This window comes from Pseudomonas sp. B22(2017), assembly GCF_002113105.1.
In the GTDB taxonomy this organism is placed as follows: Bacteria; Pseudomonadota; Gammaproteobacteria; order Pseudomonadales; family Pseudomonadaceae; genus Aquipseudomonas; species Aquipseudomonas asiatica.
In genome coordinates this window covers 332934-356718 of the sequence record NZ_NEJN01000003.1, presented here as the reverse complement: position 1 = coordinate 356718, position 23785 = coordinate 332934, and the positions used below count along the sequence as shown (strand labels likewise).

Annotated in this window: 18 protein-coding genes; 9 read left to right on the top strand and 9 right to left on the bottom strand. The window is 63.0% G+C overall.

What is annotated here, in order from left to right:
* The first annotated feature begins 36 nt into the window (after positions 1-36).
* The 3 genes from der (at position 37) to CAG18_RS09185 (ending at position 3638) form a co-directional block, all read left to right on the top strand.
* On the top strand, positions 37-1500 hold the full coding sequence (der, locus tag CAG18_RS09195) for a ribosome biogenesis GTPase Der (RefSeq protein WP_013971029.1): 1464 nt from the start codon (positions 37-39) through the stop codon (positions 1498-1500).
* Between the two features lie 210 nt (positions 1501-1710).
* Positions 1711-2859, top strand: coding sequence for a pyridoxal phosphate-dependent aminotransferase (locus CAG18_RS09190; protein ID WP_085720779.1), 1149 nt, complete (start codon positions 1711-1713; stop codon positions 2857-2859).
* Positions 2847-3638, top strand: coding sequence for an amidohydrolase (locus CAG18_RS09185; RefSeq protein ID WP_015269022.1), 792 nt, complete (start codon positions 2847-2849; stop codon positions 3636-3638). The genes CAG18_RS09190 and CAG18_RS09185 overlap by 13 nt, the downstream gene beginning before the upstream one ends.
* Before the next feature lie 127 nt (positions 3639-3765).
* On the opposite strand, the gene CAG18_RS09180 is transcribed toward CAG18_RS09185, so the two are convergent.
* The gene (locus CAG18_RS09180) at positions 3766-6321 is read right to left on the bottom strand and encodes a sulfite reductase flavoprotein subunit alpha (protein WP_085720778.1); all 2556 of its coding nucleotides are present in this window, start codon (positions 6319-6321) and stop codon (positions 3766-3768) included.
* A gap of 262 nt (positions 6322-6583) precedes the next feature.
* Positions 6584-8896 (bottom strand): TonB-dependent siderophore receptor, encoded by a 2313-nt coding sequence (locus tag CAG18_RS09175; protein WP_015269024.1) that lies wholly within the window; start codon positions 8894-8896, stop codon positions 6584-6586.
* Positions 8897-9118: 222 nt separating this feature from the next.
* On the opposite strand from CAG18_RS09175, the gene CAG18_RS09170 reads away from it, so the two are divergent.
* Both CAG18_RS09170 and CAG18_RS09165 read left to right on the top strand, forming a co-directional pair.
* A complete protein-coding gene (locus tag CAG18_RS09170) occupies positions 9119-9799 on the top strand; it encodes a Fe2+-dependent dioxygenase (protein WP_085720777.1) in 681 nt (226 codons plus the stop codon).
* A gap of 3 nt (positions 9800-9802) precedes the next feature.
* A complete protein-coding gene (locus CAG18_RS09165) occupies positions 9803-10552 on the top strand; it encodes a tetratricopeptide repeat protein (RefSeq protein ID WP_085720776.1) in 750 nt (249 codons plus the stop codon).
* 174 nt (positions 10553-10726) lie between these two features.
* Here CAG18_RS09165 and CAG18_RS09160 read toward each other — a convergent pair whose 3' ends face one another.
* Positions 10727-11890, bottom strand: a complete 1164-nt coding sequence (locus CAG18_RS09160; RefSeq protein ID WP_015269027.1) for a type III PLP-dependent enzyme — start codon at positions 11888-11890, stop codon at positions 10727-10729.
* 494 nt (positions 11891-12384) lie between these two features.
* Here CAG18_RS09160 and CAG18_RS09155 point away from each other — a divergent pair, with 494 nt between their 5' ends.
* From CAG18_RS09155 to CAG18_RS09145, 3 genes are all read left to right on the top strand, one after another.
* Complete coding sequence (locus CAG18_RS09155; protein ID WP_015269028.1) at positions 12385-12882, top strand: sigma-70 family RNA polymerase sigma factor; 498 nt, start codon at positions 12385-12387, stop codon at positions 12880-12882.
* Positions 12883-12902: 20 nt separating this feature from the next.
* Positions 12903-13865 (top strand): FecR family protein, encoded by a 963-nt coding sequence (locus CAG18_RS09150; RefSeq protein WP_061303280.1) that lies wholly within the window; start codon positions 12903-12905, stop codon positions 13863-13865.
* Positions 13866-13973: 108 nt separating this feature from the next.
* Positions 13974-16403: a TonB-dependent receptor gene (locus tag CAG18_RS09145; protein ID WP_015269030.1), complete on the top strand. Its 2430-nt coding sequence runs from the start codon at positions 13974-13976 to the stop codon at positions 16401-16403.
* Between the two features lie 169 nt (positions 16404-16572).
* Here the strand turns inward: CAG18_RS09145 and CAG18_RS09140 are convergent, their stop codons facing one another.
* Genes CAG18_RS09140 through CAG18_RS09125 form a run of 4 tightly spaced genes read right to left on the bottom strand, consistent with a single transcriptional unit; the run spans position 16573 to position 20018 of the window.
* The gene (locus tag CAG18_RS09140) at positions 16573-17730 is read right to left on the bottom strand and encodes a betaine/proline/choline family ABC transporter ATP-binding protein (RefSeq protein WP_085720775.1); all 1158 of its coding nucleotides are present in this window, start codon (positions 17728-17730) and stop codon (positions 16573-16575) included.
* Positions 17727-18380 carry an ABC transporter permease gene (locus tag CAG18_RS09135; protein ID WP_013971042.1) on the bottom strand — a complete coding sequence of 218 codons (654 nt, stop codon included), beginning with the start codon at positions 18378-18380 and terminating at the stop codon, positions 17727-17729. Before CAG18_RS09135 ends, CAG18_RS09140 begins: the two co-directional genes overlap by 4 nt.
* Positions 18377-19291 carry a glycine betaine ABC transporter substrate-binding protein gene (locus tag CAG18_RS09130; RefSeq protein ID WP_085720774.1) on the bottom strand — a complete coding sequence of 305 codons (915 nt, stop codon included), beginning with the start codon at positions 19289-19291 and terminating at the stop codon, positions 18377-18379. The genes CAG18_RS09135 and CAG18_RS09130 overlap by 4 nt, the downstream gene beginning before the upstream one ends.
* Positions 19292-19304: 13 nt before the next feature.
* Positions 19305-20018: an ABC transporter permease gene (locus tag CAG18_RS09125; protein ID WP_085720773.1), complete on the bottom strand. Its 714-nt coding sequence runs from the start codon at positions 20016-20018 to the stop codon at positions 19305-19307.
* Between the two features lie 559 nt (positions 20019-20577).
* On the opposite strand from CAG18_RS09125, the gene CAG18_RS09120 reads away from it, so the two are divergent.
* A complete protein-coding gene (locus tag CAG18_RS09120) occupies positions 20578-22161 on the top strand; it encodes a peptide chain release factor 3 (protein ID WP_003257876.1) in 1584 nt (527 codons plus the stop codon).
* A 117-nt stretch (positions 22162-22278) separates the two neighbouring features.
* Here the strand turns inward: CAG18_RS09120 and CAG18_RS09115 are convergent, their stop codons facing one another.
* Positions 22279-23358, bottom strand: a complete 1080-nt coding sequence (locus CAG18_RS09115; RefSeq protein WP_085720772.1) for a polyamine ABC transporter substrate-binding protein — start codon at positions 23356-23358, stop codon at positions 22279-22281.
* 52 nt (positions 23359-23410) lie between these two features.
* Positions 23411-23752 carry a cupin domain-containing protein gene (locus CAG18_RS09110; protein ID WP_015269035.1) on the bottom strand — a complete coding sequence of 114 codons (342 nt, stop codon included), beginning with the start codon at positions 23750-23752 and terminating at the stop codon, positions 23411-23413.
* Positions 23753-23785 lie beyond the last annotated feature (33 nt).

Sequence of the window (23785 nt, the reverse complement as noted above, 5' to 3'; positions counted from 1 at the left end):
CTTTGCATTTTCAAGAATTCAAGAGTGGAGAGCCGAATGGTTCCCGTAATCGCCCTGGTGGGCCGCCCGAACGTCGGCAAATCCACCATGTTCAACCGCCTGACCAAGACCCGCGATGCCATCGTCGGTGACCTGTCGGGCCTGACCCGTGACCGCCAGTATGGTGATGCCACCTGGCAGGGTCGTTCCTTCATCCTGATCGACACCGGCGGTATCACCGGTGACGAAGTGGGCATGGATGAGAAAATGGCCGAGCAGTCGCTCATGGCCATCGAAGAAGCTGACTATGTGCTGTTCCTGGTCGATGCCCGTGCCGGCATGACCGCTGCCGACCAGATGATCGCCGAGCACCTGCGCAAGCGGAACAAGGAAGCGATCCTGGTTGCCAACAAGATCGACAACATCGACGCCGATGTGGCTCGCGCCGAGTTCTCGCCGCTGGGCATGGGCAACGCCATCCCGGTGGCCGGCTCCCAAGGCCGCGGCATCAATGCGCTGATGGAGGCCGTGCTCGGCCACCTGCCACGCGACCAGGTCGAGGAAGCGCTGGACGCCGAAGTCGCCGAAGGCGAGGAAGCGGTGCGCATCCCGGGCCCGAGCGAAAAGGATGGCATCAAGATCGCCATCATCGGCCGCCCCAACGTCGGCAAGTCGACGCTGGTCAACCGCATGCTCGGCGAAGAGCGCGTGGTGGTGTACGACCAGCCGGGCACCACCCGCGACAGTATCTACATCCCGTTCGAGCGCGATGACGAGAAGTACACCTTCATCGACACGGCCGGCGTGCGCAAGCGCGGCAAGATCCACGAGGAAGTCGAGAAGTTCTCGGTGGTGAAGACGCTGCAGGCGATCAAGGACGCCAACGTGGTGATTTTCGTCATGGACGCCCGCGAAGGCGTGGTGGATCACGACCTGAACCTGCTGGGCTTCGCCCTGGAAGCTGGCCGCGCCATCGTCATCGCCCTGAACAAGTGGGATGGCATGGAGCCGGGCGAGCGTGACTACGTGAAGACCGAGCTGGAGCGCCGGCTGTTCTTCGTCGATTTCGCCGACATCCACTTCATCTCCGCCCTGCACGGCACCGGCGTGGGCCACCTGTACAAGTCGGTGCAGGCCGCGTTCAAGTCGGCGGTAACCCGTTGGCCGACCAGCCGCCTGACGCAGATCCTCGAAGATGCCGTGAGCGAGCACCAGCCGCCGCTGGTCAACGGCCGCCGCATCAAGCTGCGCTATGCCCACCTTGGTGGTGCCAACCCGCCGCTGATCGTGATCCACGGCAACCAGACCGACAAGATTCCGAAGTCGTACTCGCGTTACCTGGAGAACACCTACCGGCGTGTGCTGAAGCTGGTCGGTACGCCGATCCGCATCGAGTACAAGGGCGGTGAGAACCCGTACGAGGGCAAGAAGAACACCCTCACCGACCGCCAGGTCAACAAGAAGCGCCGCCTGATGTCGCACCACAAGAAGGCCGAGAAGAAGCGCCGCGACAAGCGCTGATTCCGCGTCGACTTCTTCGCGGGTAAACCCGCTCCTACAGGACCCACAGTTTTCGAAATCTGTGCAGGACCTGTGGGAGCGGGTTTACCCGCGAAGAGGCCCTTTGATCCAGCGCAAATCCCCCTATTGTTTCAACCTTTTTCCTGACCGCTCGATCCGCTATGCTCGGACTCCACCCCGTGCCGGATACACCCCAGGAAAGAGGGCTCCATGATCCGCAGCAAACTGCCGAATGTCGGCACGACCATCTTCACCACCATGTCCCAGCTCGCCGTGCAGACGGGCGCGCTCAACCTGTCGCAAGGCTTCCCCGACTTCAATGGCCCGCAGGCGCTGCTCGATGCAGTCGGCCGGCATGTGGCCGCCGGGCATAACCAGTATTCGCCGATGACCGGCCTGCCGGCCCTGCGCCAGCAGGTGGCGGCCAAGGTCGCGCGGCTGTATGGCGCGCAGGTGGATGCCGACCAGGAAGTGACCATCACCCCTGGCGCCACCGAGGCGATCTTCTGCGCCATCCAGGCAGTAGTGCATGCCGGTGACGAGGTAATCGTCTTCGACCCTTGCTACGACAGCTACGAGCCGTCCGTGGAACTGGCTGGTGGGCGCTGCGTGCATGTACAGCTGAGCGATGGCGATTTCCGCATCGACTGGCAGAAGTTCAGCGATGCCCTCAGCCCGCGCACGCGCATGGTCATTCTCAATTCGCCGCACAACCCCAGCGGTGCGCTGATTACCCAAGAAGACCTGGGCCAACTGGCCCGGCTTATCGCTGACCGCGATATCTACCTGGTCAGCGACGAGGTCTACGAGCACCTGGTCTATGACGGTGTAGGCCATGCCAGCGTGTTGGCCCACGAGCAACTGTACCAGCGCGCCTTCGTGGTCAGCTCGTTCGGCAAGACTTATCACGTCACCGGCTGGAAGACCGGCTACGTGGTCGCCCCGCCGGCGCTGAGTGCCGAGCTGCGCAAGGTGCACCAGTACGTCAACTTCTGCGGTGTGACCCCGCTGCAGTGCGCCTTGGCCGATTTCATGGCCGAGCACCCCGAGCATATCGATGAACTGCCGGCCTTTTACCAGGCCAAGCGAGACCTGTTCTGCGGCTTGCTGGAGGGCTCGCGGTTCCGCTTCACCCGCACGGCGGGTACCTATTTCCAGCTGGTGGACTATTCGCAGATCCGCCCGGACCTGAACGATGTCGACATGTCGCTGTGGCTGACCCGTGAGCACGGCGTGGCGACCATCCCGGTGTCGGTGTTCTACCAGCAACCCATCCCCGAGCAACGCCTGGTCCGCCTGTGCTTTGCCAAACGAGAGGAGACGCTGCGTCAGGCAGCGGAAAAACTATGCGCGATCTGAGTACACTGCCGAACCTGAAAGTCGCCCTGGTGCAGACCACCCTGGCCTGGCACGACCGCGAGGCCAACTATGCGCACTTCGAGGTGCTGCTGGAGCAGGTGGGCGAAGTGGACCTGGTGATCCTGCCGGAAATGTTCACTACCGGTTTTTCCATGCAATCGGAAAGCCTGTGCGAGCCGGAAAACGGCCCGACCTACAAATGGCTGAAGGCCCAGGCGAAGAAGTACAACACGGTGATTACCGGCAGCGTGATCATCCAGGCCGCCGATGGCAGCCACCGCAACCGTCTGCTGTGGGCTCGGCCTGATGGCGAGATCCTGCATTACGACAAGCGTCACCTGTTCCGCATGGCCGGTGAGCACAAGCATTACACCCCGGGTGAGCGCCAGGTGCAGTTCGAGCTCAAGGGCTGGCGGATTCGCCCGCTGATCTGCTACGACCTGCGCTTCCCGGTGTGGAGCCGCGATGCCCAGGACACCGACCTGTTGCTGTACACCGCCAACTGGCCTGCTGCGCGCCGCCAGCACTGGAACCGCCTGTTGCCGGCGCGGGGTATCGAGAACCTGTGCTATGTGGCGGCGGTGAACCGGGTGGGTACCGACGGCAAGGGCTTTGCCTATTCCGGCGACAGCCAGGTGCTGGACTTCCAGGGCGAGAGCCTGCTCAGTGCCGGGGAGGCCGACGGGGTGTTCACCGCGGTGTTGAGTGCGGCGGAACTGGCGGCCTACCGGGCCAAGTTCCCGGCCAACCTGGATGCCGATACCTTCGAGTTGCACTGAAGCTGTACCGGACTCTTCGCGGGCTTGCCCGCTCCCACAGGTATTGCACAGCTTTCGAGATCTGTGAGTATCCTGTGGGAGCGGGCAGGCCCGCGAAGAGGCCAGTGCTGGCTATATCAATGCAAGATCAGTACACATCCCGCCGATACCGCCCATCATCGATCAGCTGCTGCACTACCGCTTCCCCGAGGATGCCGTTGAGCGCCGCATCCACCCCGGCAGCCATGCCTTGAAGGCTGCCGCAGACATACACACAGGCACCATCCGCGACCCAGCGCTTGAGCTCTTCAGCCTGTTGCAGCAACACATCCTGCACATACACCTTTTCGGCCTGATCCCGCGAAAATGCGAGGTCCAGGCGTGCCAGGTCGCCGTTGTCCAGCCAGCCTTGCAGCTCGTTGCCGCACAGCAGGTCATGCGCCCGGTTACGCTCGCCGAACAGCAGCCAGTTGCGCTGCTCGCCAGCATTCACCCGCGCGCGGAGCAGGCTGCGCAGGCCGGCCAGGCCGGTGCCGTTGCCAATCAACACCAGCGGTGCCGCCGTTTCCGGCAGGTGGAAGCTGCTGTTGCGCCGCAAACGCAGGCTCAGCGTACCGTCAAGCGGCAGGTATTCGGTCAGCCAGCCGGAACCCAGGCCCAGGTTGCCATCGGCATGGCGCTCCTGGCGCACGATCAGCTCCAGCACGCCATCGCTGGCGATCGAGGCAATCGAGTATTCGCGGCTGCCGATCGGCACCAGTGCGTCGACCAGCGCCTGCGGCTGCAAACCGACCAGGTGATCGCGACGGGTCGGCAACTGCCGACCGGACAGGGCCTGGGCGAGGGTTTCGGCCAAGCCATTCACTTGCACCTTGGCGCCGCCGTCCAGCGTCATTCCATCGAGGAAGGCGTCGATCCTCGGCTGGCCGTTGAGCGGCAGGATCTCCACCAGGTCGCCGGCTTCCCAGCTGGCGGGCTGCTCCGGTCGCAGGCCCAGCAGGTACACCGGCTGGCCCTGGCTGCCCGGGTTGAGCAGTTCGCGGCGCACCAGCGACCAGTTGCCGAAACTCGGCGGTTGCCAGGCGGCCACTGGCTGGGCGCCGGTCAGTTGCGCCAGTTCCTGCTGCCACTGCTGCAGCGCGGCTTGGTCGGCGTTGTCCACTTCCACCGGGCTGAATGCGCTGCAGGCCCCGCGTTCGCCCAGCCATGCCTGCAGGCGGCGGGCGAAGCCGCAAAAGTGCGGATACTGGCGGTCACCGAGGGCGAGCAGGGCATAGCTGAGGTTGTCCAGCGCCCAAGGCTGGCCGAGCACCTTGCGCTCGAAGGCGCGGGCGCTGTCGGGGGCTTCGCCGTCGCCGAAGGTGCTGACCACGAACAGCGCACGTCGGGCCTGGCGCAGGTCGCTTTCACCCAGTTCTGCCAGGGCGCGTACCTGCACTGGCAGGCCGGCGGCCTGAAGCTGCCCGGCGCTCTGCCAGGCCAGTTGTTCGGCAAGCCCGCTCTGGCTGGCAAAGCCGATCAGCCAGCTGTCGCCGCTGGCAGTGTTGCTGGTGACGTTGCCACGGGCGGCACGTACCTGGCGCTTCTTGCGACGGCGGTCGAGGTACAGCAGCCAGCCGGTGACGAAGAATAGCGGCATGGTCAGGCTGGCGATGGTGACGATGATGCGCCCCGGCAGGCCGAAGTATTCACCCACGTGCAGGGCGTAGATGCTCTGGAGCAGCTGGGCCTTGAAGGACTTGTCGGTGTAGCGGTCATGTCTTTTCACCTGGCCGCTGGCCGGGTCCAGTACCAGGGTGTTGAAGGCACGTGGGTGGTCGGCGTTGTCCAGCAGGTAGAACAGGTTGGCCGGCTGGCCGCCTACCGGTGGCAGGCGCAGGTTGTACATGGCCAGGCCCGGGCCGGCAGCGTCCTTGAGGTTGGCCCAGATTGCGTCGTAGTCGACCACCAGCGGCGGGGCGTTCTTGTCGATTTTCTGCGGCCCGTGGCGGCCCCGGCCTTCGCCGCGCTTTTGCTGCTGGCCGGCGGCCGGCGCGTCGGCCAGCAGCTTGTTCAGGCCCTCGCGGTACCACTCGTAGGACCAGAACAACCCGGTCAGGGCGAACAGCAGGTAGAACAGCAGGCACCAGGTGCCGGCCACCGCATGCAGGTCCCAGTTGAAGGCGCGGCCTTTCTTGGCCCAGTCGAAGGTCAGCCAGGTGCGCCAGTCCAGCGCCTTGCGCGGCCAGCGCAGGTACAGGCCGGAGAGGCAGAAGAACACCAGCATCAGGGTGCAGGCACCGGTGATCTGCCGGCCGCTGTCTCCCATGGCCAGGAAGCGGTGCAGGTTGAGCATGAGGTTGAAGAAGCCTTGCCCGGCCACTTCTCCCTTGAGTTCGCCGGTATACGGGTCGGCATAGCGCAACTGGCCACGGCGCTCGCCTGGCGGTGGGGTAAAGAAGACGCGTGCGGCGTTGCCTTCGCGTACATCGACCCACAGCATCGCCACCTTGTCGTGCTGCTGGGCCTCGACCCGCTGGACCAGTTCGGCCGGGGGCAGCACGCCCTCCGGGCGCACCTGGACCTTCAGGACATCGGCATTCAGCGCGCGCAGCAGTTCTTCCTGAAACGAGTACAAGGCCCCGGTGATACCCATCAAGGCCAGCACCAGGCCAGCGGTGATGCCAAAGAACCAGTGCAATTGGAACAGCGTCTTCTTCACCACATGATCACCTTGTGTTTCTGCCGCACACTACGCGGCGTGCATTATGCCTTGATACGCAAAAGCCCCGCTCACGGGAATGAACGGGGCAGGGTGGGCTAGTCAGTCAGGCTTGTGTTGTCTGTACCGGCCTCTTCGCGGGTGAACCCGCTCCCACAGGTACTGCACTGACCTCAGGTCCAGTGATATTTCTGTGGGAGCGGGTTCACCCGCGAAAGGGCCGGTACAGGCGCAGCCCATTCAACAGATCAACCCCATCCCGGCATCAGAAGTGGACGCTGGTGGTCAACAGAGCCGTCCGCCCCGCCGCCTGGTTGGCGAAGTGGGTAGAGAAGGCCTTGTCGTAGTACACCTCGTTGGTCAGGTTCTGCACGTTCAGCTGCAGGTCGATGTTCTTGGTCAGCTTGTAGGCGGCCATAGCGTCGTAGCGTACATAGCTGTCGACCATGGTGGTGTTGGCCACGCTGCCATACACGTCATCCACGTAGAAGGCACCGCCACCCACGGTCAGCTTCGGCGTAATGGAGTAGGTGGTCCACAGGCTGGCGCTGTTGTTCGGCGTGTTTGGCAGCTGGTTGCCGTCGTTGGCCTTGTTCACGGCACCACCGTCTATCTGGCGAGCTTCCATGTAGGTGTAGCCGGCAAATACCTGCCATTTTTCGGTGATCTTGCCGCTGGCAGACAGTTCGATGCCCTGTACGCGAGTTTCGCCGACGTTCTCGTAGGTAGTGGTGTCAACCTGGACGCGGGCGTTTTCCTTCTCGGTGCGGAACAGCGCAGCGGCCAGGGACAGGCGCTGGTCGAGCAGGTCCCACTTGGTGCCGATTTCGTAGTTGGTGGTTTCCTCCGGCTCCAGATCGCTGCTCAGCAAGTTGCCGGCGCGGTCGGTGGTGTTGCCCAGCGGGTTGCCTTCAGTACCTTCGCCCAGCATTGCTCCGGGTGGCGTTGCGGAGGTGGCGTAGGAAACGTAGATACTGCCATTCTCGGCCGGCTTCCATACAAGGCCCAGCTGGCCGGTAACGAACTCGCTTGTATCCTTGCCTTTGGAGACAACGCCCTTGCTGTTCACCACGGTGGCGCCTGTGGCGTCGTAGGTGCGGTACTGGGTGTCGAAGTGGTCGTAGCGCAGGCCCATGTTCAACAGCCACTCGGGCGTCAGTTCGAGTGTGTCAAAAACATAAATTGCGCGGGTGTTGCTCTTGGTATCGGTGCCCGCGTAGTTGCGTGCGATGCTGCCGTTCCAAGGATCGTCCGGGTTCGGGTTGCTCAGTGAGGTGCAGTTGTAACCGCTGGTGGCGCCGATCATGCCTGGGGTGCAGTTGGTGTTGGCGGTGCCGCCTGGGACGGTGTCGGTATCGACGGTGTAGCTCGAGCGCTTGCTCTCTTCTCGGCTCAGCTCGATACCGGTCGAGAAACTGTTCTTCATGCCACCCAGGTAGAACTCACCGAACAGGTCGGTCTGGTTGGTGGTGGTGGCAGTGTTGCCCACACGGGTGTTGGCGCGGCGCCAGACACTGCCGTTGTTGACGTTACCCTTGCTGTCGTCAGGCTGGGTCAGGATGTAGTCCTGCATGCTGTTGCCATGGCGCAGGGTGTTCTTGATGGTCAGCGAGTCGGTCAAGTCGTGCTCGATGGCAAAGGTGGCAATATCCACGCGGCTTTTGCGGAAGTCACGACCGGTCAGGCCATAGAAGTTGTCGCTGTCACCGCCGTCGTACGGCTTGCTCGGATGTGCCGAGGTGCGGGCAGTACTACCAGCGGTCGGGATGGTGTACGGGATGCCCGAATCCGGCAGGTCGTCGCTTTCCAGATGGTAGTAGTCGAGGTTCACGCGGGTCGGAGTACCCAGGCCGAAGGCCAGCGATGGGGCGATACCCCAACGGTCGTAGTTGACCTTGTCGCGGCCGGCGACGTTGCTTTCGTGGGTCATCAGGTTCAGGCGCCCGGCAACGGAGTCGCTGAACTGGTAGTTGCCATCGAAGGTATAGCGCTGGGTCTGGTCGCTGCCCCAGGTCCAGGCGCCATCGAGCGAGTTGCCCAGGTGGGCGCGCTTGCTCACCAGGTTGATGGTGCCGCCGGCGGCACCACGGCCGCCGATGGCCGAGTTCGGGCCCTTGGCCACTTCCACCGATTCGATGGCGAAGATTTCACGGGTTTGCGCGCCAGTGTCACGCACGCCGTCCAGGTAGGTGTCGCCTTGGGCGTCGAAGCCGCGGATGAACGGGCGGTCGCCTTGTGGGTTGCCGCCTTCGCCGGCACCAAAGGTGATGCCCGGCACAGTGCGCAGTGCATCCTGCAGGGTCAGGGCGTTGGTGTCCTTGATCACTTGCTGCGGGATCACGGTTACCGAGCGGGGGGTATCCACCAGCGGCGCGGTGTACTTCTGCGAGGATGCCTGGTCGACCTTGTAATCGGTGCTGGCCTGTTCAGCCTTGCCGTTGACGCTGGTGGCGTCGAGGGTGATAGCACTGCTGGCGACCGGGTCGGCGGCGTAGGCCGACGAAGCGCTGAGGGCTACGCCGATGGCAGACACGATCAGGCGTGGTGAACTCACTGCAGATGGTACGTACTGGCGCATTGCTAAGGACCTTCCCCAAGGTGGTAAGGCCGCGGATCTTAATGTAAGCAATTGTTAGTCACAATTGAGAGTCGTTACCATTCGTGAAGAATTTACAATCTTTACAATTTGCCTTTACGGTTTCATCAAGCTGAAACGTCTTAAGCGGCCATTTGGGCTTGTGAAGCGCAAAAGTGAATCAATATCATTGGCGCCTTACATTTTCCAAACGGTGCTGTCGCCATGCTGCTTCATATCCCCGGCCTGTTCGACGCCGATGAACTGGCCCGTATCCGCGAGGCGCTGGAGCAGGCCGATTGGGCCGACGGCAAGATCACGGCCGGCTACCAGTCGGCCAAGGCCAAGCACAACCTGCAACTGCCGGAAGGCCACCCGCTGACCAAGGAAATCGGTAGCGCGCTGATCGACCGCCTGTGGCAGACCCCGCGCTTCATGTCTGCAGCCTTGCCGCACAAGGTGTTCCCGCCGCTGATCAACTGCTACCGCGAAGGCGGCAGTTTCGGCTTTCACATCGACAACGCCCTGCGCCAGCCCAAGGGCAGCCCGGAGCGGGTGCGTACCGACCTGTCTTCCACGCTGTTCCTCAGCGATCCGGACAGCTACGACGGCGGCGAGCTGGTGATCCAGGACACCTACGGCGAGCAGCAGGTCAAGCTGGCTGCCGGTGACCTGGTGCTGTACCCCGGCACCAGCCTGCACAAGGTCAACCCGGTTACCCGTGGCCAGCGTTACGCCGCGTTCTTCTGGACCCAGAGCCTGGTGCGCGAGGACAGCCAGCGGGCGTTGCTCTTCGAAATGGACAATGCCATCCAGCAACTGACTGCCGATGTGCCGGACCATCCGTCACTGCTGCAGTTGACCGGCACCTACCACAATCTGCTGCGCCGCTGGGCCGAGGTCTGAGCCGTGTCCTATCAGTTGCGACGTGAGGAAGTGGTGGATGTGGCCGGTTTGCAGGCCATGCTGGAAGAAAGCCCTGGCAAGGCCGCCCAGGCGATCCTGGCGGCGGCAGGGCAGGGCGCGGTCGAGGCACAGTTGTTGCTGGGGCAGATCCTGCTCGACGGGCGCGGCATTCAGTCGGATGCCGCCGTCGCCAGGCGCTGGTTCGGCATTGCCGCGCAGGGTGGCAGTGCCATGGCGCACAACATGCTGGGCCGTTGCCTGGAGCATGGCTGGGGTGGTGAGCCAAGCCAGGCGCAGGCGGCCATTCACTATGCGCGTGCGGCCGATGCTGGGCTGGACTGGGGGCTGTACAACCTGGGCAACTTGCTGGCCACCGGGCGCGGCATACCGGCCAACCAGGCACAGGCGCTGATGTGTTACGAGAAGGCCGCGCACATGGGGCATGCCAAGTCGATGAACCTGTACGGGCGTTACCTGGAACAAGGCATCGCCACGGCGCCCAATCCGACACGGGCGGTGCGCTGGTATCGGCGCTCAGCCGAGGCGGGGGATTTCCGTGGCATGTTCAGCCTGGCGCTGGTGCTTGTCGAGCGGGGGCAGGTGGCGGAAGCCGGGCCTTGGCTGGAACGGGCGCGGGTCGAGGGAAACATGAATTTTCTGCGCAGTGCGCTGGTGACCTTGCAGGAGGCCGGGCCGGTGTTGATGGCATTTGCGGCGCGGTATGCCGAGGAGATCGAACGGCGCGAAGCTTGAGGTTCCCTCAAGGCCTGTAGGAGCAGCCTTGTGCTGCGAAGAGGCCGGCAAGACAAAAGATGGCCTTTGGCAGTTATGGCCTCTTCGCAGCACAAGGCTGCTCCTACAGGGAGTTGCACAGGCCTGAGGGCGGAAAGCACAAATGAAAACGGGGCCTTTCGGCCCCGTTTTGCTTTACAGGTAGTAAGCCTTCAGCGGCGGGAAGCCGTTGAATTCCACTGCGCTGTAGCTGGTGGTGTAGGCGCCGGTCGACAGCCAGTACAGGCGGTCACCGATGGCCAGGTTCAGCGGCAGGCCGTACTTGTAGTGCTCGTACATGATGTCGGCGCTGTCGCAGGTCGGGCCGGCGATGACCACTTCTTCGGTCTCGCCTTTCTTCTCGGTCCAGATCGGGAACTTGATGGACTCGTCCATGGTTTCGATCAGGCCGGAGAACTTGCCCACGTCGGTGTAGATCCAGCGCTCGACGGCGGTGCGCGACTTGCGTGCAACCAGTACCACTTCGCTGACCAGGATACCGGCGTTGGCAATCAGCGAACGGCCCGGCTCGAGGATGATTTCCGGCAGGTCGTCACCGAAGTCTTCCTTCAGGAAGCGGATGATCTCTTCGGCGTAGGTTTCCAGGCTGTTGGTCCGGGTGATGTAGTTGGCCGGGAAGCCGCCACCCATGTTGATCAGCTTCAGCTCGATGCCGTCTTCTTCCTTCAGGCGCTCGAAGATCACCTTGACCTTGGCGATGGCGGCGTCCCACACGCTGATGTCGCGCTGTTGCGAGCCGACATGGAAGGAAATGCCGTAAGGCACCAGGCCCAGGTCGCGGGCGAGAATCAGCAGGTCCATGGCCATGTCGGTCTGGCAGCCGAATTTACGCGACAGCGGCCAGTCGGCGGTGGTCGAGCCTTCGGTGAGAATACGCACGTACACCTTCGAACCCGGTGCGGCCTTGGCGATGTTGCGCAGGTCGGCTTCCGAGTCGGTGGCATACAGGCGCACGCCCTTCTCGTAGAAGTAGCGGATGTCCTTGGACTTCTTGATGGTGTTGCCGTAGCTGATACGGTCGGCGCTGACGCCGCGACCCAGCACCTTGTCCAGCTCGTAGATCGAGGCGATGTCGAAGCTCGAACCTTTCTCTTTGAGCAGGTCGATGATTTCCACGGCCGGGTTGGCCTTGACCGCGTAGTACACCTTGGCGAATTCGAAACCAGCGCGCAGGTCGTCGTAGGCCTGGCTGATCATCTGGGTATCGATGAGTACGAACGGGGTTTCCTGCTTGTCGGCAAACGCCTTCATTTTCTGGAAGGTGTCACGCGCGAAATAGTCTTCGACCTGGATCGACATGCTCAGGGACTCCATGGGCAAACTGAAAATTTAAGTGGCTGCAAACTGAACGTCCTCCGTATCCCCACTTTGGTTCGCCTACTCAGTACTTGAGCCGGATGGATCGTTTCCAGCATGGACGTTCGGCGCGCACTTTAGGGCGTGAAGAATGCAGAATCAACAGGCAATCCGGGCGTGATCGGCGCGGATCGACGACCTGCCATTTGAATAACCGACCCATGTGACCGGCTGATGTTCCCCGGAGTGTTTCAAGCGTAAAAAATAGTGGAATGGAACGCGCTGGCTCCTTCGCGGGCACGCCCGCTCCCACAGGCATCTCGCGGTTCCTGTGGGAGCGGGCGTGCCCGCGAAGGGGCCTCAGGTGTTCATATTTATGGCCACATTTCCCTGGCACTGCCGTGCATGAAAAAGACGATAAATTTTTTGTTACCGACTGGCGGAATTGCCGCCATTGATGAGAAACATTACTATTCGCACCCTTGTCTGCCTCCCTGATGACCCCGACCGTGTCCGGACCCAAAGGCTTCCTCGACCACTACCATGAGCTGATCGGCACCTGGACGCGCAAGTTGCGCAGTCGACAGCAGGCCGAGGACCTCACCCACGATGCCTTTGTCCGGGTACTGGAAAACCCGCGCGAGCAGGTCGAGCAGCCACGCGCCTACCTGCACCAGACCGCACGCAATATTGCTGTGGATGGCTTCCGTCGCGAGGACCGCCGCCAGGCACTGGAGCTGGAAGCCTTCGACGAAGGCATGGCCGTCGGTGGCGACCCCGAGGCCTACGTGCATGCGCTGGAGCTGGCCGACAGTGTCGAGCGGGCGCTGGCCGAACTGCCGCTCAATTGCCGACAGGTGTTCATCTGGCAGAAGCTCGAAGGGCTGACCCAGGCCGAGATCGCCGAGCGCATGGGGTTGAGCAAGAACATGGTCGAAAAGTATATGATCCGCACGCTCCGGCATCTGCGCGAGCACCTGGATGTGTCGGCATGATGAGTCAGGAGACCTTTTCGATGAAACAGCACGGTACCGATACCGTCCGCGAGCAGGCGGCCGCGTGGTTCGCCCGGGTGCAGGATGCACCTCGCGATGCCGGGCTGCAGGCGCAGCTGCACGCCTGGCTGGAAGGCGATGCGCGGCACCGTGATGAGTACCAGCAGCTCGCCCGCCTGTGGCAGGCCGCCGAGTTCATCCCGCGCCAGCGCCTGGAAGCGCTGTGCCAGCCGGCACCGGTACGCCAGTTGCCACGTCGGCGCTTCGTGCGCCAGGCCTTGGCCGCCAGCGTGGCCGCACTGGCGTTGGGCCTGGGCTGGGGCGGCTGGCACTACCAGCAACTGAATCACCAGGGCAGCTTGCAGACCGCCTTCAACGAACGCCGCCAGGTCGAACTGCCGGATGGTTCGCACCTTGAGCTCAACGGCAGCACGCAAGTGCAGGTCGCTTTCAGCGCCGGCCAGCGGCATGTCCGGCTGATGGCGGGTGAAGTGATGTTCACCGTCGCCCACGACAGTGGCAGGCCGTTCGTGGTCGACACCGCCCAGGGCAGCGTGACTGTCACCGGTACCCGTTTCGACGTCCGCCTGGACCCGGCCAGCACCCGCGTGGCGGTGGAGCAGGGCTCGGTGCGTGTGCAGGGCAAGGGCGCCTCGCTGGCGCAGCTCACGGCGGGCCAGGGCTCGCATATAGATGAACAAGGCCAGGTGGCTGCGCCCTATGCGGTGAATACCGGCGCCCTGACTGCCTGGCGCCAAGGCAGGCTGGTGTTCGACAACGCCACCCTGGCCGAGGTGGTGGCCGAAGCCTCGCGCTACCGCAGCCAGCCGCTGCGGGTCGCCCCCGGCAAAGTCGCCCAGCTGCGGCTGTCCAGCACCTTCAGCACCGACGACACCGATGCGCTGCTGCGTGCCTTGCCGAGCATCCTGCCGGTGGTCGTCAAGGCCAACGAAGATGGCTCGCGCGAAATAATCGCGAAATAGATTCAGGTTTTTTTCCGCTCGTTCGTCTTCCCCGCCAGCTGCAACTGCCAAGCATTTCCATTTGCATGCGGTTGGCGTTTATTCCGTATTCCAGGAAGTTTCGACGACGTGAACAACAACAAGCCCTTCCCACGCTTCCGCGCCCTGGCGCTGGCCTTGGCGGTCAGCGCCGTGGCCGTCAACAGCCAGGCCGCAGACGCCGGCAGCACTATCCAGATTCAGGCCCAATCCTTGGCATCGGCGCTGAACCAACTGGGCCAGCAGACCAACCTGCAGCTGTTCTTCAGCCCCGACCTGGTGGCCGGCAAGCAGGCCCCGGCGGTGTCCGGCCAGCTGGCGCCCGAGCAGGCGCTGCAGCAGTTGTTGCAAGGCAGCGGCCTGACCTACGAGATGTTCCAGGGCACCGTGGTGGTCAAGCCGGCCCAGGCCGATGGCACCCTCACCACCGGTAGCCTGGAGCTGGCACCCACCGACGTCAAGGTGGTGGGTGACTGGCTGGGCGATGCCCAGCAGAGCGTGGTGCAGAACCACCCCGGCGCGCGCACCGTGGTGCGCCGCGAGGCGATGGTGGAAAAGGGCGCAATGAACGTGCGTGACGTGCTGCGCGGCATCCCCGGCGTTCAGGTGCAGGACTCCAACGGTACCGGCGGTAGCGACCTGTCGCTGAACGTGGGCGTTCGCGGCCTGACTTCGCGCCTGTCGCCACGCTCCACGGTGCTGATCGACGGCATTCCGGCCGCTTTCGCGCCCTATGGCCAGCCGCAGCTGTCGATGGCGCCGATTTCCTCGGGCAACCTCGACAGCATCGACGTGGTGCGTGGCGCCGGTTCCGTGCGTTATGGGCCGCAGAACGTCGGTGGGGTGATCAACTTCGTTACCCGGGCAATCCCCGAGAAGCCCTCGGCCGAGCTGTCCACCACCCTGGAAACCTCCCAGCATGGCGGCTGGAAGCACACCGAGTCGGCCTTCGTCGGCGGTACGGCGGACAACGGCATGGGCGTGGCGCTGCTGTACACCGGGGTGAATGGCAACGGCTACCGTGAAAGCAACAATGGCAACGACATCGACGACGTCATCCTCAAGACCCACTGGGCACCGACCGACGTTGACGAGTTCTGGCTCAACTTCCACTACTACGACGGCCGTGCCGACATGCCTGGCGGCCTGACCCAGGCGCAGTACGACAGCAACCCGTACCAGTCGCTGCGCGACTACGACTACTTCGCCGGCCGGCGCAAGGACGTGTCGTTCAAGTGGCAGCGGCAGCTCGACGACGCCACCCAGTTCGAAGTGCTGACCTACTACACCGACAGCTTCCGCGGCAGCTCCATTGCCTCGCGCGACATGAAGACCCTGTCGTCGTACCCGCGCAACTACCACACCTTTGCCATCGAACCACGGCTGTCGCGGATCTTTTTCGCGGGCCCGACCACCCAGGAAGTCAGCGTGGGCTACCGCTACCTGAAGGAAGCGATGCGTGAGCAGTCGACCCGCCTGGCGCTGATCGACAACGTGCCGACGCCCGCCCCGGGCTCCGACGGCCATGTGTTCCAGGACCGCAGCGGTGGTACCGAGGCCAGTGCCTACTACATCGACGACAAGATCGACGTGGGTAACTGGACCATCACCCCAGGTATCCGCTTCGAGCATATCAACACCGACTGGCGCGACCGCCCGGTGCTCGGTGCCAACGGCCAGCCGGTGCCGGAGAAGAAACGCAGCATCACCAGCAACGAGCCGCTGCCGGCGCTGAGCGTGATGTACCACATCTCCGATGCGTGGAAGGTGTTCGCCAACTACGAGACCTCGTTCGGCAGCCTGCAGTACTTCCAGCTGGGCCAGGGTGGTACGGGCAACAGTACGGCCAATGGCCTGGAGCCGGAAAAGGCCAAGACCTACGAAATCGGTACCCGCTATGACAATGGCGGCTTTGCTGGTGAGCTGACGGCTTTCTACATCGACTTCGATGACGAACTGCAGTACATCAGCAACGATGTGGGCTGGACCAACCTCGGTGCGACCAAGCATCAGGGTATCGAGGCCTCGGTGCGCTATGACCTGGACGGGCTGGACCCGCGCCTGGAAGGGCTGTCGGTGAACGGTGGCTATACCTATACCCGCGCTACTTATGAAGGGGACATTCCTGGCTTCGAGGGCCGTGACCTGCCGTTCTATTCACGCCAGGTGGCCACTGCCGGCGTGCGTTACGCGGTCAATCACTGGACCTGGAACCTGGATGCCTACGCCCAATCCAAGCAGCGCGCGCCGGGTACCGGGATCAATGCCGATGGCAGCTTCAACGGCGACTACATCACCGAGCCGAGTGCGGACGGGCAGTTTGGCGATATTCCGGGTTATGTGACCTGGCATGCCCGTGGCGGGTATGAGTTCGGGCCTCAGATGTCCAACCTGAAGCTGGCGGCGGGGGTGAAGAACCTGTTCGACAAGCAGTACTTCACCCGCTCCAGCGACAACAATGCCGGCATCTATGTGGGTGAGCCGCGGACCTTCTATGTGCAGGCCAGTGTAGGGTTCTGACATCGCGTCGCCTGCTTCGCGGGTGAACCCGCTCCCACAGGTACCGCGCAGGTCTTTAGCCTTGCACCGACCCTGTGGGAGCGGGTTTACCCGCGAAGAGGCCGGCACAGGCAATCCATTACTTGGGTTTTGAGCCGAGATTGCCGGGGACGCAGTGCGCCCCCGGCGATTACGAAACCACCGCCTCGGCCGGCGAGACAATGCTGGTCTTGGCCCCCCGCGAGCGCCCCGAACTCAGGTACGCCGCAATCGACTCCTGCGTCACCTCGCCCAAGAACACCTGTTCGGCATCCAGCACCGGCAGCCACGCCCGGTTGAACTCGTACATCCGCGACAGCAGGATGCGCAAATGCTCATCATGCGACGCCGTGGCATTGAACGGCCGCAGAAAGTCGCCACAAGTCCCTTGCTGGCGATGCATGTCACGCCGGCGCACGTAGCCCAGCGCCTTGTTCTGCGCATCGGTCACCACCACGTAGCGGCGGTCGTGCTCGTCCAGCAGCTCCAGCGCATCGCTCACCGGCGTTTGCGGGCACACCGATGGCGCGTTGTCTGCCGCATCTTCCGCACGTACCAGCAGCAGGCGCTTGAGGGTGCTGTCCTGGCCGACGAAGTTGCTGACGAACTCGTCCGCCGGGTGCGCCAGCAAGGTGTCCGGGTGGTCCAGCTGCAACAGCTTGCCGGCGCGGAAGATGGCGATCTTGTCGCCCAGCTTGATCGCTTCGTCGATGTCGTGGCTGACCATGATCACGGTCTTGTTCAAGGCCCGCTGCATCTCGAAGAACTCGTTCTGGATCATCTCGCGGTTGATCGGGTCGACCGCGCCGAACGGCTCGTCCATCAGCAGCACCGGCGCTTCCGCCGCCAAGGCGCGGATCACGCCGATACGCTGCTGCTGCCCGCCGGACAGCTCGCGCGGGTAGCGCTGCAGGTACTGCTTGGGCTCCAGCTTGATCATGTGCATCAGCTCGCGGGCGCGTTCATGGCACTTCTGTTTGTCCCAGCCGAGCAGGCGCGGCACCACGGTGATGTTCTCCTCGATGGTCATGTTGGGGAACAGGCCGATCTGCTGGATGACATAGCCGATATGCCGGCGCAGGGTGACTTCGTCCAGCCCGGTGGTGTCTTCGCCATTGATGAACACCTGGCCGGAAGTAGGCGTGATCAGGCGGTTGATCATTTTCAGGGTAGTGCTCTTGCCGCAGCCGGAGGGGCCGAGGAACACGCAGATTTCCCCTTCGTTGACGGTGAGGCTTACCGAGTCGACGGCTTTGACGTCCTTGCCGTTGACGTTGAAGGTTTTGCTGAGGTTCTTCAGTTCGATCATGAGCGCAGTCCTTCTGGAGTCAGGGCACGTTGCAGGGTTTGCAGGAGCAGGTCGGCGATGATCGCCAGCAGGCTGACCAGCACGGCGCCGACCAGCAGCATCGACATGTCGCTGCGGCTGATGGAGGTGAGGATGAGTACGCCAAGGCCGCCGGCGCCGATGGTGGCGGCGATGGTCATCACGCCGATGTTCATCACCACGGCGGTGCGCACACCGGCGAGGATCACCGGCACTGCGATGGGCAGTTCGACCATGCGCAGGCGCTGGCCGAAGGTCATGCCGATGCCACGCGCGGCTTCACGGATGCCGGGTTCGACGTTGGTCAAAGCCAGGTAGGTGTTGCGCATGATCGGCAGCAGTGAGTAGAGGAACACCGCAGTGATCGCCGGCAGCGGCCCCAGGCCCTGGCCGAACCTGGAGTAGAACGGCAGCAGCAGGCCGAACAGGGCGATCGAGGGAATGGTCAGCAACACCGTGGCACTGGCCTGCAATGGGCCGGCGACGGCCGGGAAGCGGGTCATGAGGATGCCCAGCGGTACGCCGACGATGATCGCCAGGCCTACGGCGACGCCGACCAGCATGATGTGTTGCCAGGTCAGCTGCAGTACCTGGGCCCAGTCGAGGTGGGCGAACGTGTCGAGCAGGCTCATGGTTGTACCTCGCCAGGCATTGGGTGGTCACGCAGGAAGGCGGCGGCCACCTTGGTCGGGTTCTGGTGTTCGACGTCGACCTTGGCATTGAGCTGGCGCATGGTTTCGTCATCCAGTTGCTCGGCCAGAGGCTTGAGCAGGCCGGCCAGTTGCGGGTTGGCGTCGAGCACCTGTTTGCGCACCACCGGGGCGGCGGTGTAGTCGGGGAAGTAGTGCTTGTCGTCTTCCAGCAGCTTGAGATTGAACGCGTTCAAGCGACCATCGGTGGTGTACACAAGGCCGGCGAACACCTGGTTGTTGTGCATGGCGGTGTAGACCAGGCCGGCATCCATCTGGCGGATGTTGGCGCGGCCCACTTGCAGGTCGTACATCGCTTTCAGGCCTACCAGGCCGTCCGGGCGGTTGGCGAACTCGGTGTCCAGCGCCACCAGGTGGTTGCGGTGGCTTTCGTCACGCAGTACCTGGTTGAGGTCGCTGATCGAGTTGATCTGCGGATAAGCCTCGGCGACCTGCCTGGGCAGGCCCAGCGCATAGGTGTTGCTGAACTTCGACGGGGTCAGCCAGATCAGGTCCTTCTTCGCGTCCAGTGCCTTGACCTTGGCGTAGGTGGCCTCGGCACTGGGCATGCGCTCGTCGATATGGTTGTACGACACCAGTGACACGCCGGTGTATTCCCACATCAGGTCGAGCTGGCCGGTTTCCTGGGCCTGGCGTGCGATGTTGCTGCCAAGGCCGCTGGTGACGCGCACATCAAAGCCGTTGGCGCGCAGGTATTGCGCGGTGATTTCGGCGAGTACGGTCTGTTCGGTGAACACCCGCGCGCCGATACGGACAAGTGGTTTTTCCGCTGCCTGGGCAAATCCTGCTAACAGCAGGGTCGCGCCCAACAACAAGGCGATTCTCTTGTTCATACGTTCCCTCTCGTTATCCAGCCAGGCCACGTTCCAGCCAGCGCTTGCTGGAGAAACTCACCGCTGCGTCCAGCGCCAGCGCCAGTAGTGCGGTGCAGGCAGCCCCCAGCAGCAGTTGTGGCTGGTTGTTCAGGGCGATGCCGGGGAAGATCAGGCTGCCCAGGCTGTTGGCGCCAATCAGGAACGACAGCGGTGCGGTGCCAACGTTCAGCGCCAGGGCCACACGCACGCCACCAACGATGATCGGCACGGCGTTGGGCAGCTCCACTTGCCAGAGTTGCTGGCGCGGAGTCATGCCGATGCCGGTGGCGGCTTCCTTGAGCGAGGCAGGGACGTTTTTCAGGCCCTCGTAGGTGTTGCGCACGATAGGCAGGAGGGAGGCGAGGAACAGCGCGAAGATCGCGGGCCCGGCGCCGATGCCCAGGATACTCAGGGCGATGGCCAGAACGGCCAGGGGAGGGATGGTGTTACCAACGTTGAAGAACTGCATGAAGCGCTCGGCTTTGTCGACCCGGTGCGGTCGACTTAACGCAATGCCGGCGGGGATGCCCACGGCCAGCGCCGCCGCCATCGAAGCCAGCACCAGTAGCAGGTGCGCTTGCAGGTAGAACCCAAGATCGTCGCGATACCGCGCGATCGTGTCGATGCCGATCCAGTGGACCAGCAGGGCCAGGATGACGAGCACGGAGGCCCATCCCAACAGCCCTTTTCCGTAGCGTTTTGCCACAGGCGGACTCCTTGTGTAGTCGGCGAGCACACTTCTTGGTTGCCGACCAGTCCTGGCGGCGGGTGGTGTGTTCGCGAGTAGCAGCGTGACGCACGCCGAAGGCTGCGATCAGGCTATGAGCCGAACCCCGTCGGGCCCGAAAATGCTGATGAAAAAAGCTCCCCAACCGAAGCGGGTTGCAGGGGAGTGGACGTCTCCGTGGGCGTAAAGGTTCCCATCTGGGGCGGCATTTGGCCAGCGTTAATCACTGGCTGGTTGGAAAATTGACGAGAGAAAGCAACGGGTTGGTGCGCTGTAGGCGTTGAAATAACTGCCCTTTGGCCATTTGTCGTGATAAAGCGGCTGGTTGTTGAATTTGTAATGGCAGTGCCGGCCTCTTCGCGGGCACGCCCGCTCCCACAGGGATCTCCACTGCTGTGCAGGCCTGTGCAGTACCGGTGGGAGCGGGCGTGCCCGCGAAAGGGCCGGAACAGGCACCGCCGGTTCAGCAAATTTTGGTCCCGGCTCAACTTCAGGTATGATATCGCCCCTTTTTAATCCCCCAGTCAGGCGATTTCCCATGACCAACCAGGCCGCCGAAGTCGCGAAGCGCCGCACTTTCGCAATCATTTCCCACCCCGACGCCGGTAAGACCACCATCACCGAGAAGCTGCTGCTGATGGGCAAGGCCATTGCCGTCGCCGGTACCGTGAAGTCGCGCAAGTCCGACCGCCACGCCACCTCCGACTGGATGGAAATGGAGAAGCAGCGCGGCATCTCCATCACCACCTCGGTGATGCAGTTCCCGTACCGCGAGCACATGATCAACCTGCTCGACACCCCCGGCCACGAAGACTTCTCGGAAGACACCTACCGCACCCTGACCGCGGTGGACTCGGCGCTGATGGTGCTCGACGGCGGTAAAGGTGTAGAGCCACGTACCATCGCCCTGATGGACGTGTGCCGCCTGCGCGACACGCCGATCGTCAGCTTCATCAACAAACTCGACCGCGACATCCGCGACCCGATCGAACTGCTCGACGAGATCGAAGCCGTGCTGAAGATCAAGGCCGCGCCGATCACCTGGCCGATCGGTTGCTACCGCGACTTCAAAGGCGTGTACCACCTGACCGGTGACTACATCGTGGTGTACACCCCGGGCCACGGCCATGAGCGCACCGAAGCCAAGATCATCCAGAAGCTGGATTCGGACGAAGCCCGTGCCCACCTGGGCGACCAGTACGATTCGTTCGTCGAACAGCTGGAGCTGGTGCAGGGCGCCTGCCACGAGTTCAACCAGGAAGAGTTCATCAACGGCCAGCTGACCCCGGTGTTCTTCGGTACCGCGCTGGGCAACTTCGGTGTCGACCATGTGCTTGACGCCGTCGTCGACTGGGCGCCGCGCCCGCTGGGCCGTGTGGCTCACGAGCGCACCGTGGAGCCTGTGGAAGAGAAGTTCACCGGTTTCGTGTTCAAGATCCAGGCAAACATGGACCCGAAACACCGCGACCGCATCGCCTTCATGCGCATCTGCTCGGGCAAGTACGAGAAGGGCATGAAGATGCGCCACGTGCGCATCAACAAGGACCTGCGCATCGGCGACGCGCTGACCTTCTTCTCCTCCGAGCGTGAGCAGCTGGAAGAGGCCTATGCCGGCGATATCATTGGCCTGCACAACCACGGCACCATCCAGATCGGCGACACCTTCACCGAAGGCGAGGCGCTGGGCTTCACCGGTATTCCGCACTTCGCTCCGGAGCTGTTCCGCCGTGTGCGCCTGAAGGACCCGCTGAAATCCAAGCAGCTGCGCCAAGGCCTGCAACAGCTGGCCGAAGAAGGTGCGACCCAGGTGTTCTTCCCTGAGCGCAGCAACGACATCATCCTCGGTGCAGTCGGTGTGCTGCAGTTCGACGTGGTCGCCAGCCGCCTGAAGGAAGAGTACAAGGTCGAGTGCGCCTACGAGCCGATCACCGTGTGGTCGGCCCGCTGGATCGGCTGTGACGACAAGAAGAAGCTCGAGGAATTCCAGAACAAGGCCATGGAGAACCTGGCCATCGACGGTGGCGGGCACCTGACCTACCTGGCGCCGACCCGCGTCAACCTGTCGCTGATGGAAGAGCGTTGGCCGGACATCAAGTTCCGCGCTACCCGCGAGCACCACTGATTCGGAAAGCTTGCATCTGACCCCTGTGGGAGCGGGTTTACCCGCGAATGCGTCGGTGAATTCAACATCGCATTCGCGGGTAAACCCGCTCCCACAGTGACCGCGTTACGGCAGCACTCAGTTTCCTGCCTTGATACTGGTCCAGATCCTCGTCCGAATGCGGTCGATCTTGGCCGGCATCGCCTCCAGCGCATACAGCTTGCCCATTACTTCCTCGCTCGGGTAAATCATCGTATTACCCTTTATCGCCGGCTCCACCAGCCCGTCCGCCTTGAGGTTGCCGTTGGCGTATTGCACATGGTTGCTGATGTTGGCCATCACCTCTGGCTGCAGCAGGTAGTTCATGTAGGCATACCCGGCCTTTTCGTCCGGTGCATCGGCCGGCATGGCAACCATGTCGAACCACATCGGTGCGCCTTCCCTGGGTATCGAGTAGCCCACCTTCACCCCGTTCTTCGCCTCCTCGGCGCGGTTCTTCGCTTGCAGCACATCCCCCGAGAAGCCCACCACCACGCAGATGTCGCCATTGGCCAGGTCGCCGGTGTACTTCGAGGAGTGGAAGTAGCTGATATACGGTCGCACCTGCATCAGCAGCGCCTTGGCCTTGTCATAGTCCGCCGGGTCCTGGCTGTGGTGCGGCAGGCCCAGGTAGTGCAGGGCGATCGGTAGCAGTTCAGGGCCGTTGTCCAACACCGCGACGCCGCAGCTTTTCAGCTTGCTCATGTACTCGGGCTTGAAGATCAGGTCCCAGGAGTCCACCGGGGCATCGTCGCCCAGCACTGCCTTGACCTTGTCGATGTTGTAGCCGATGCCGGTGCTGCCCCACAGGTATGGGAAACCGTACTGGTTACCCGGGTCGTTCACTTCGAGCGCCTTGAGCAGCACCGGGTTGAGGTTGTGCCAGTTGGGCAATTGCGACTTGTCCAGGCGCTTGAGGGCCTTGCCCTGGATTTGCCGGGCCATGAAATGGTTGGACGGAAACACCACGTCGTAGCCGGAGTTGCCGGTCATCAGCTTGCCGTCGAGGGTTTCGTTGCTGTCGTAAACGTCGTAGGTGGGCACGATACCGCTGGCTTGCTGGAAGTTCTTCAGTGTGTCGGGGGCAACGTAGCTGGACCAGTTGTAGATCTTCACCGTTTCGGCGGCGCCGGCCACGCTGGCGGCCAGCATCAGGGGGGCGAGAAGGAGCGTGCGCATGTCGGGGTTACCTTGCTTTGTGTGTTGTTATCGAAGGCAGGCGATCAGCGGATCAGAAGACAAGAACGTAGGTTTTGCGCACGGTCTCCTGGATGTCCCAGGTGCCAGTGCTGTTGGCCGGTAGCATCAGTGCGTCTCCGGCTTCTATGAGCAGCGGCTCGCCACCGTCGGGAGTGAAGGTGCAGCGGCCCTTGATGAAATGGCAGAACTCCTGCTGCACGATCTGCCGCCGCCAGCGCCCAGGGGTGCACTCCCAGATGCCGGTTTCGACGCCGTCGCTGCGTTCCACGCAGGTGACCGAAGTCACTGCAACGGGGTCGCCAAGCGGCACCGTGACCGGGTTGGAGCTGTCGAGCACGGCGCTGTCGGTGTTCTTGAAATGGGTGATGCTCATGACCGGTAAATCCTGTGTCAGTGAGGGGGAAAA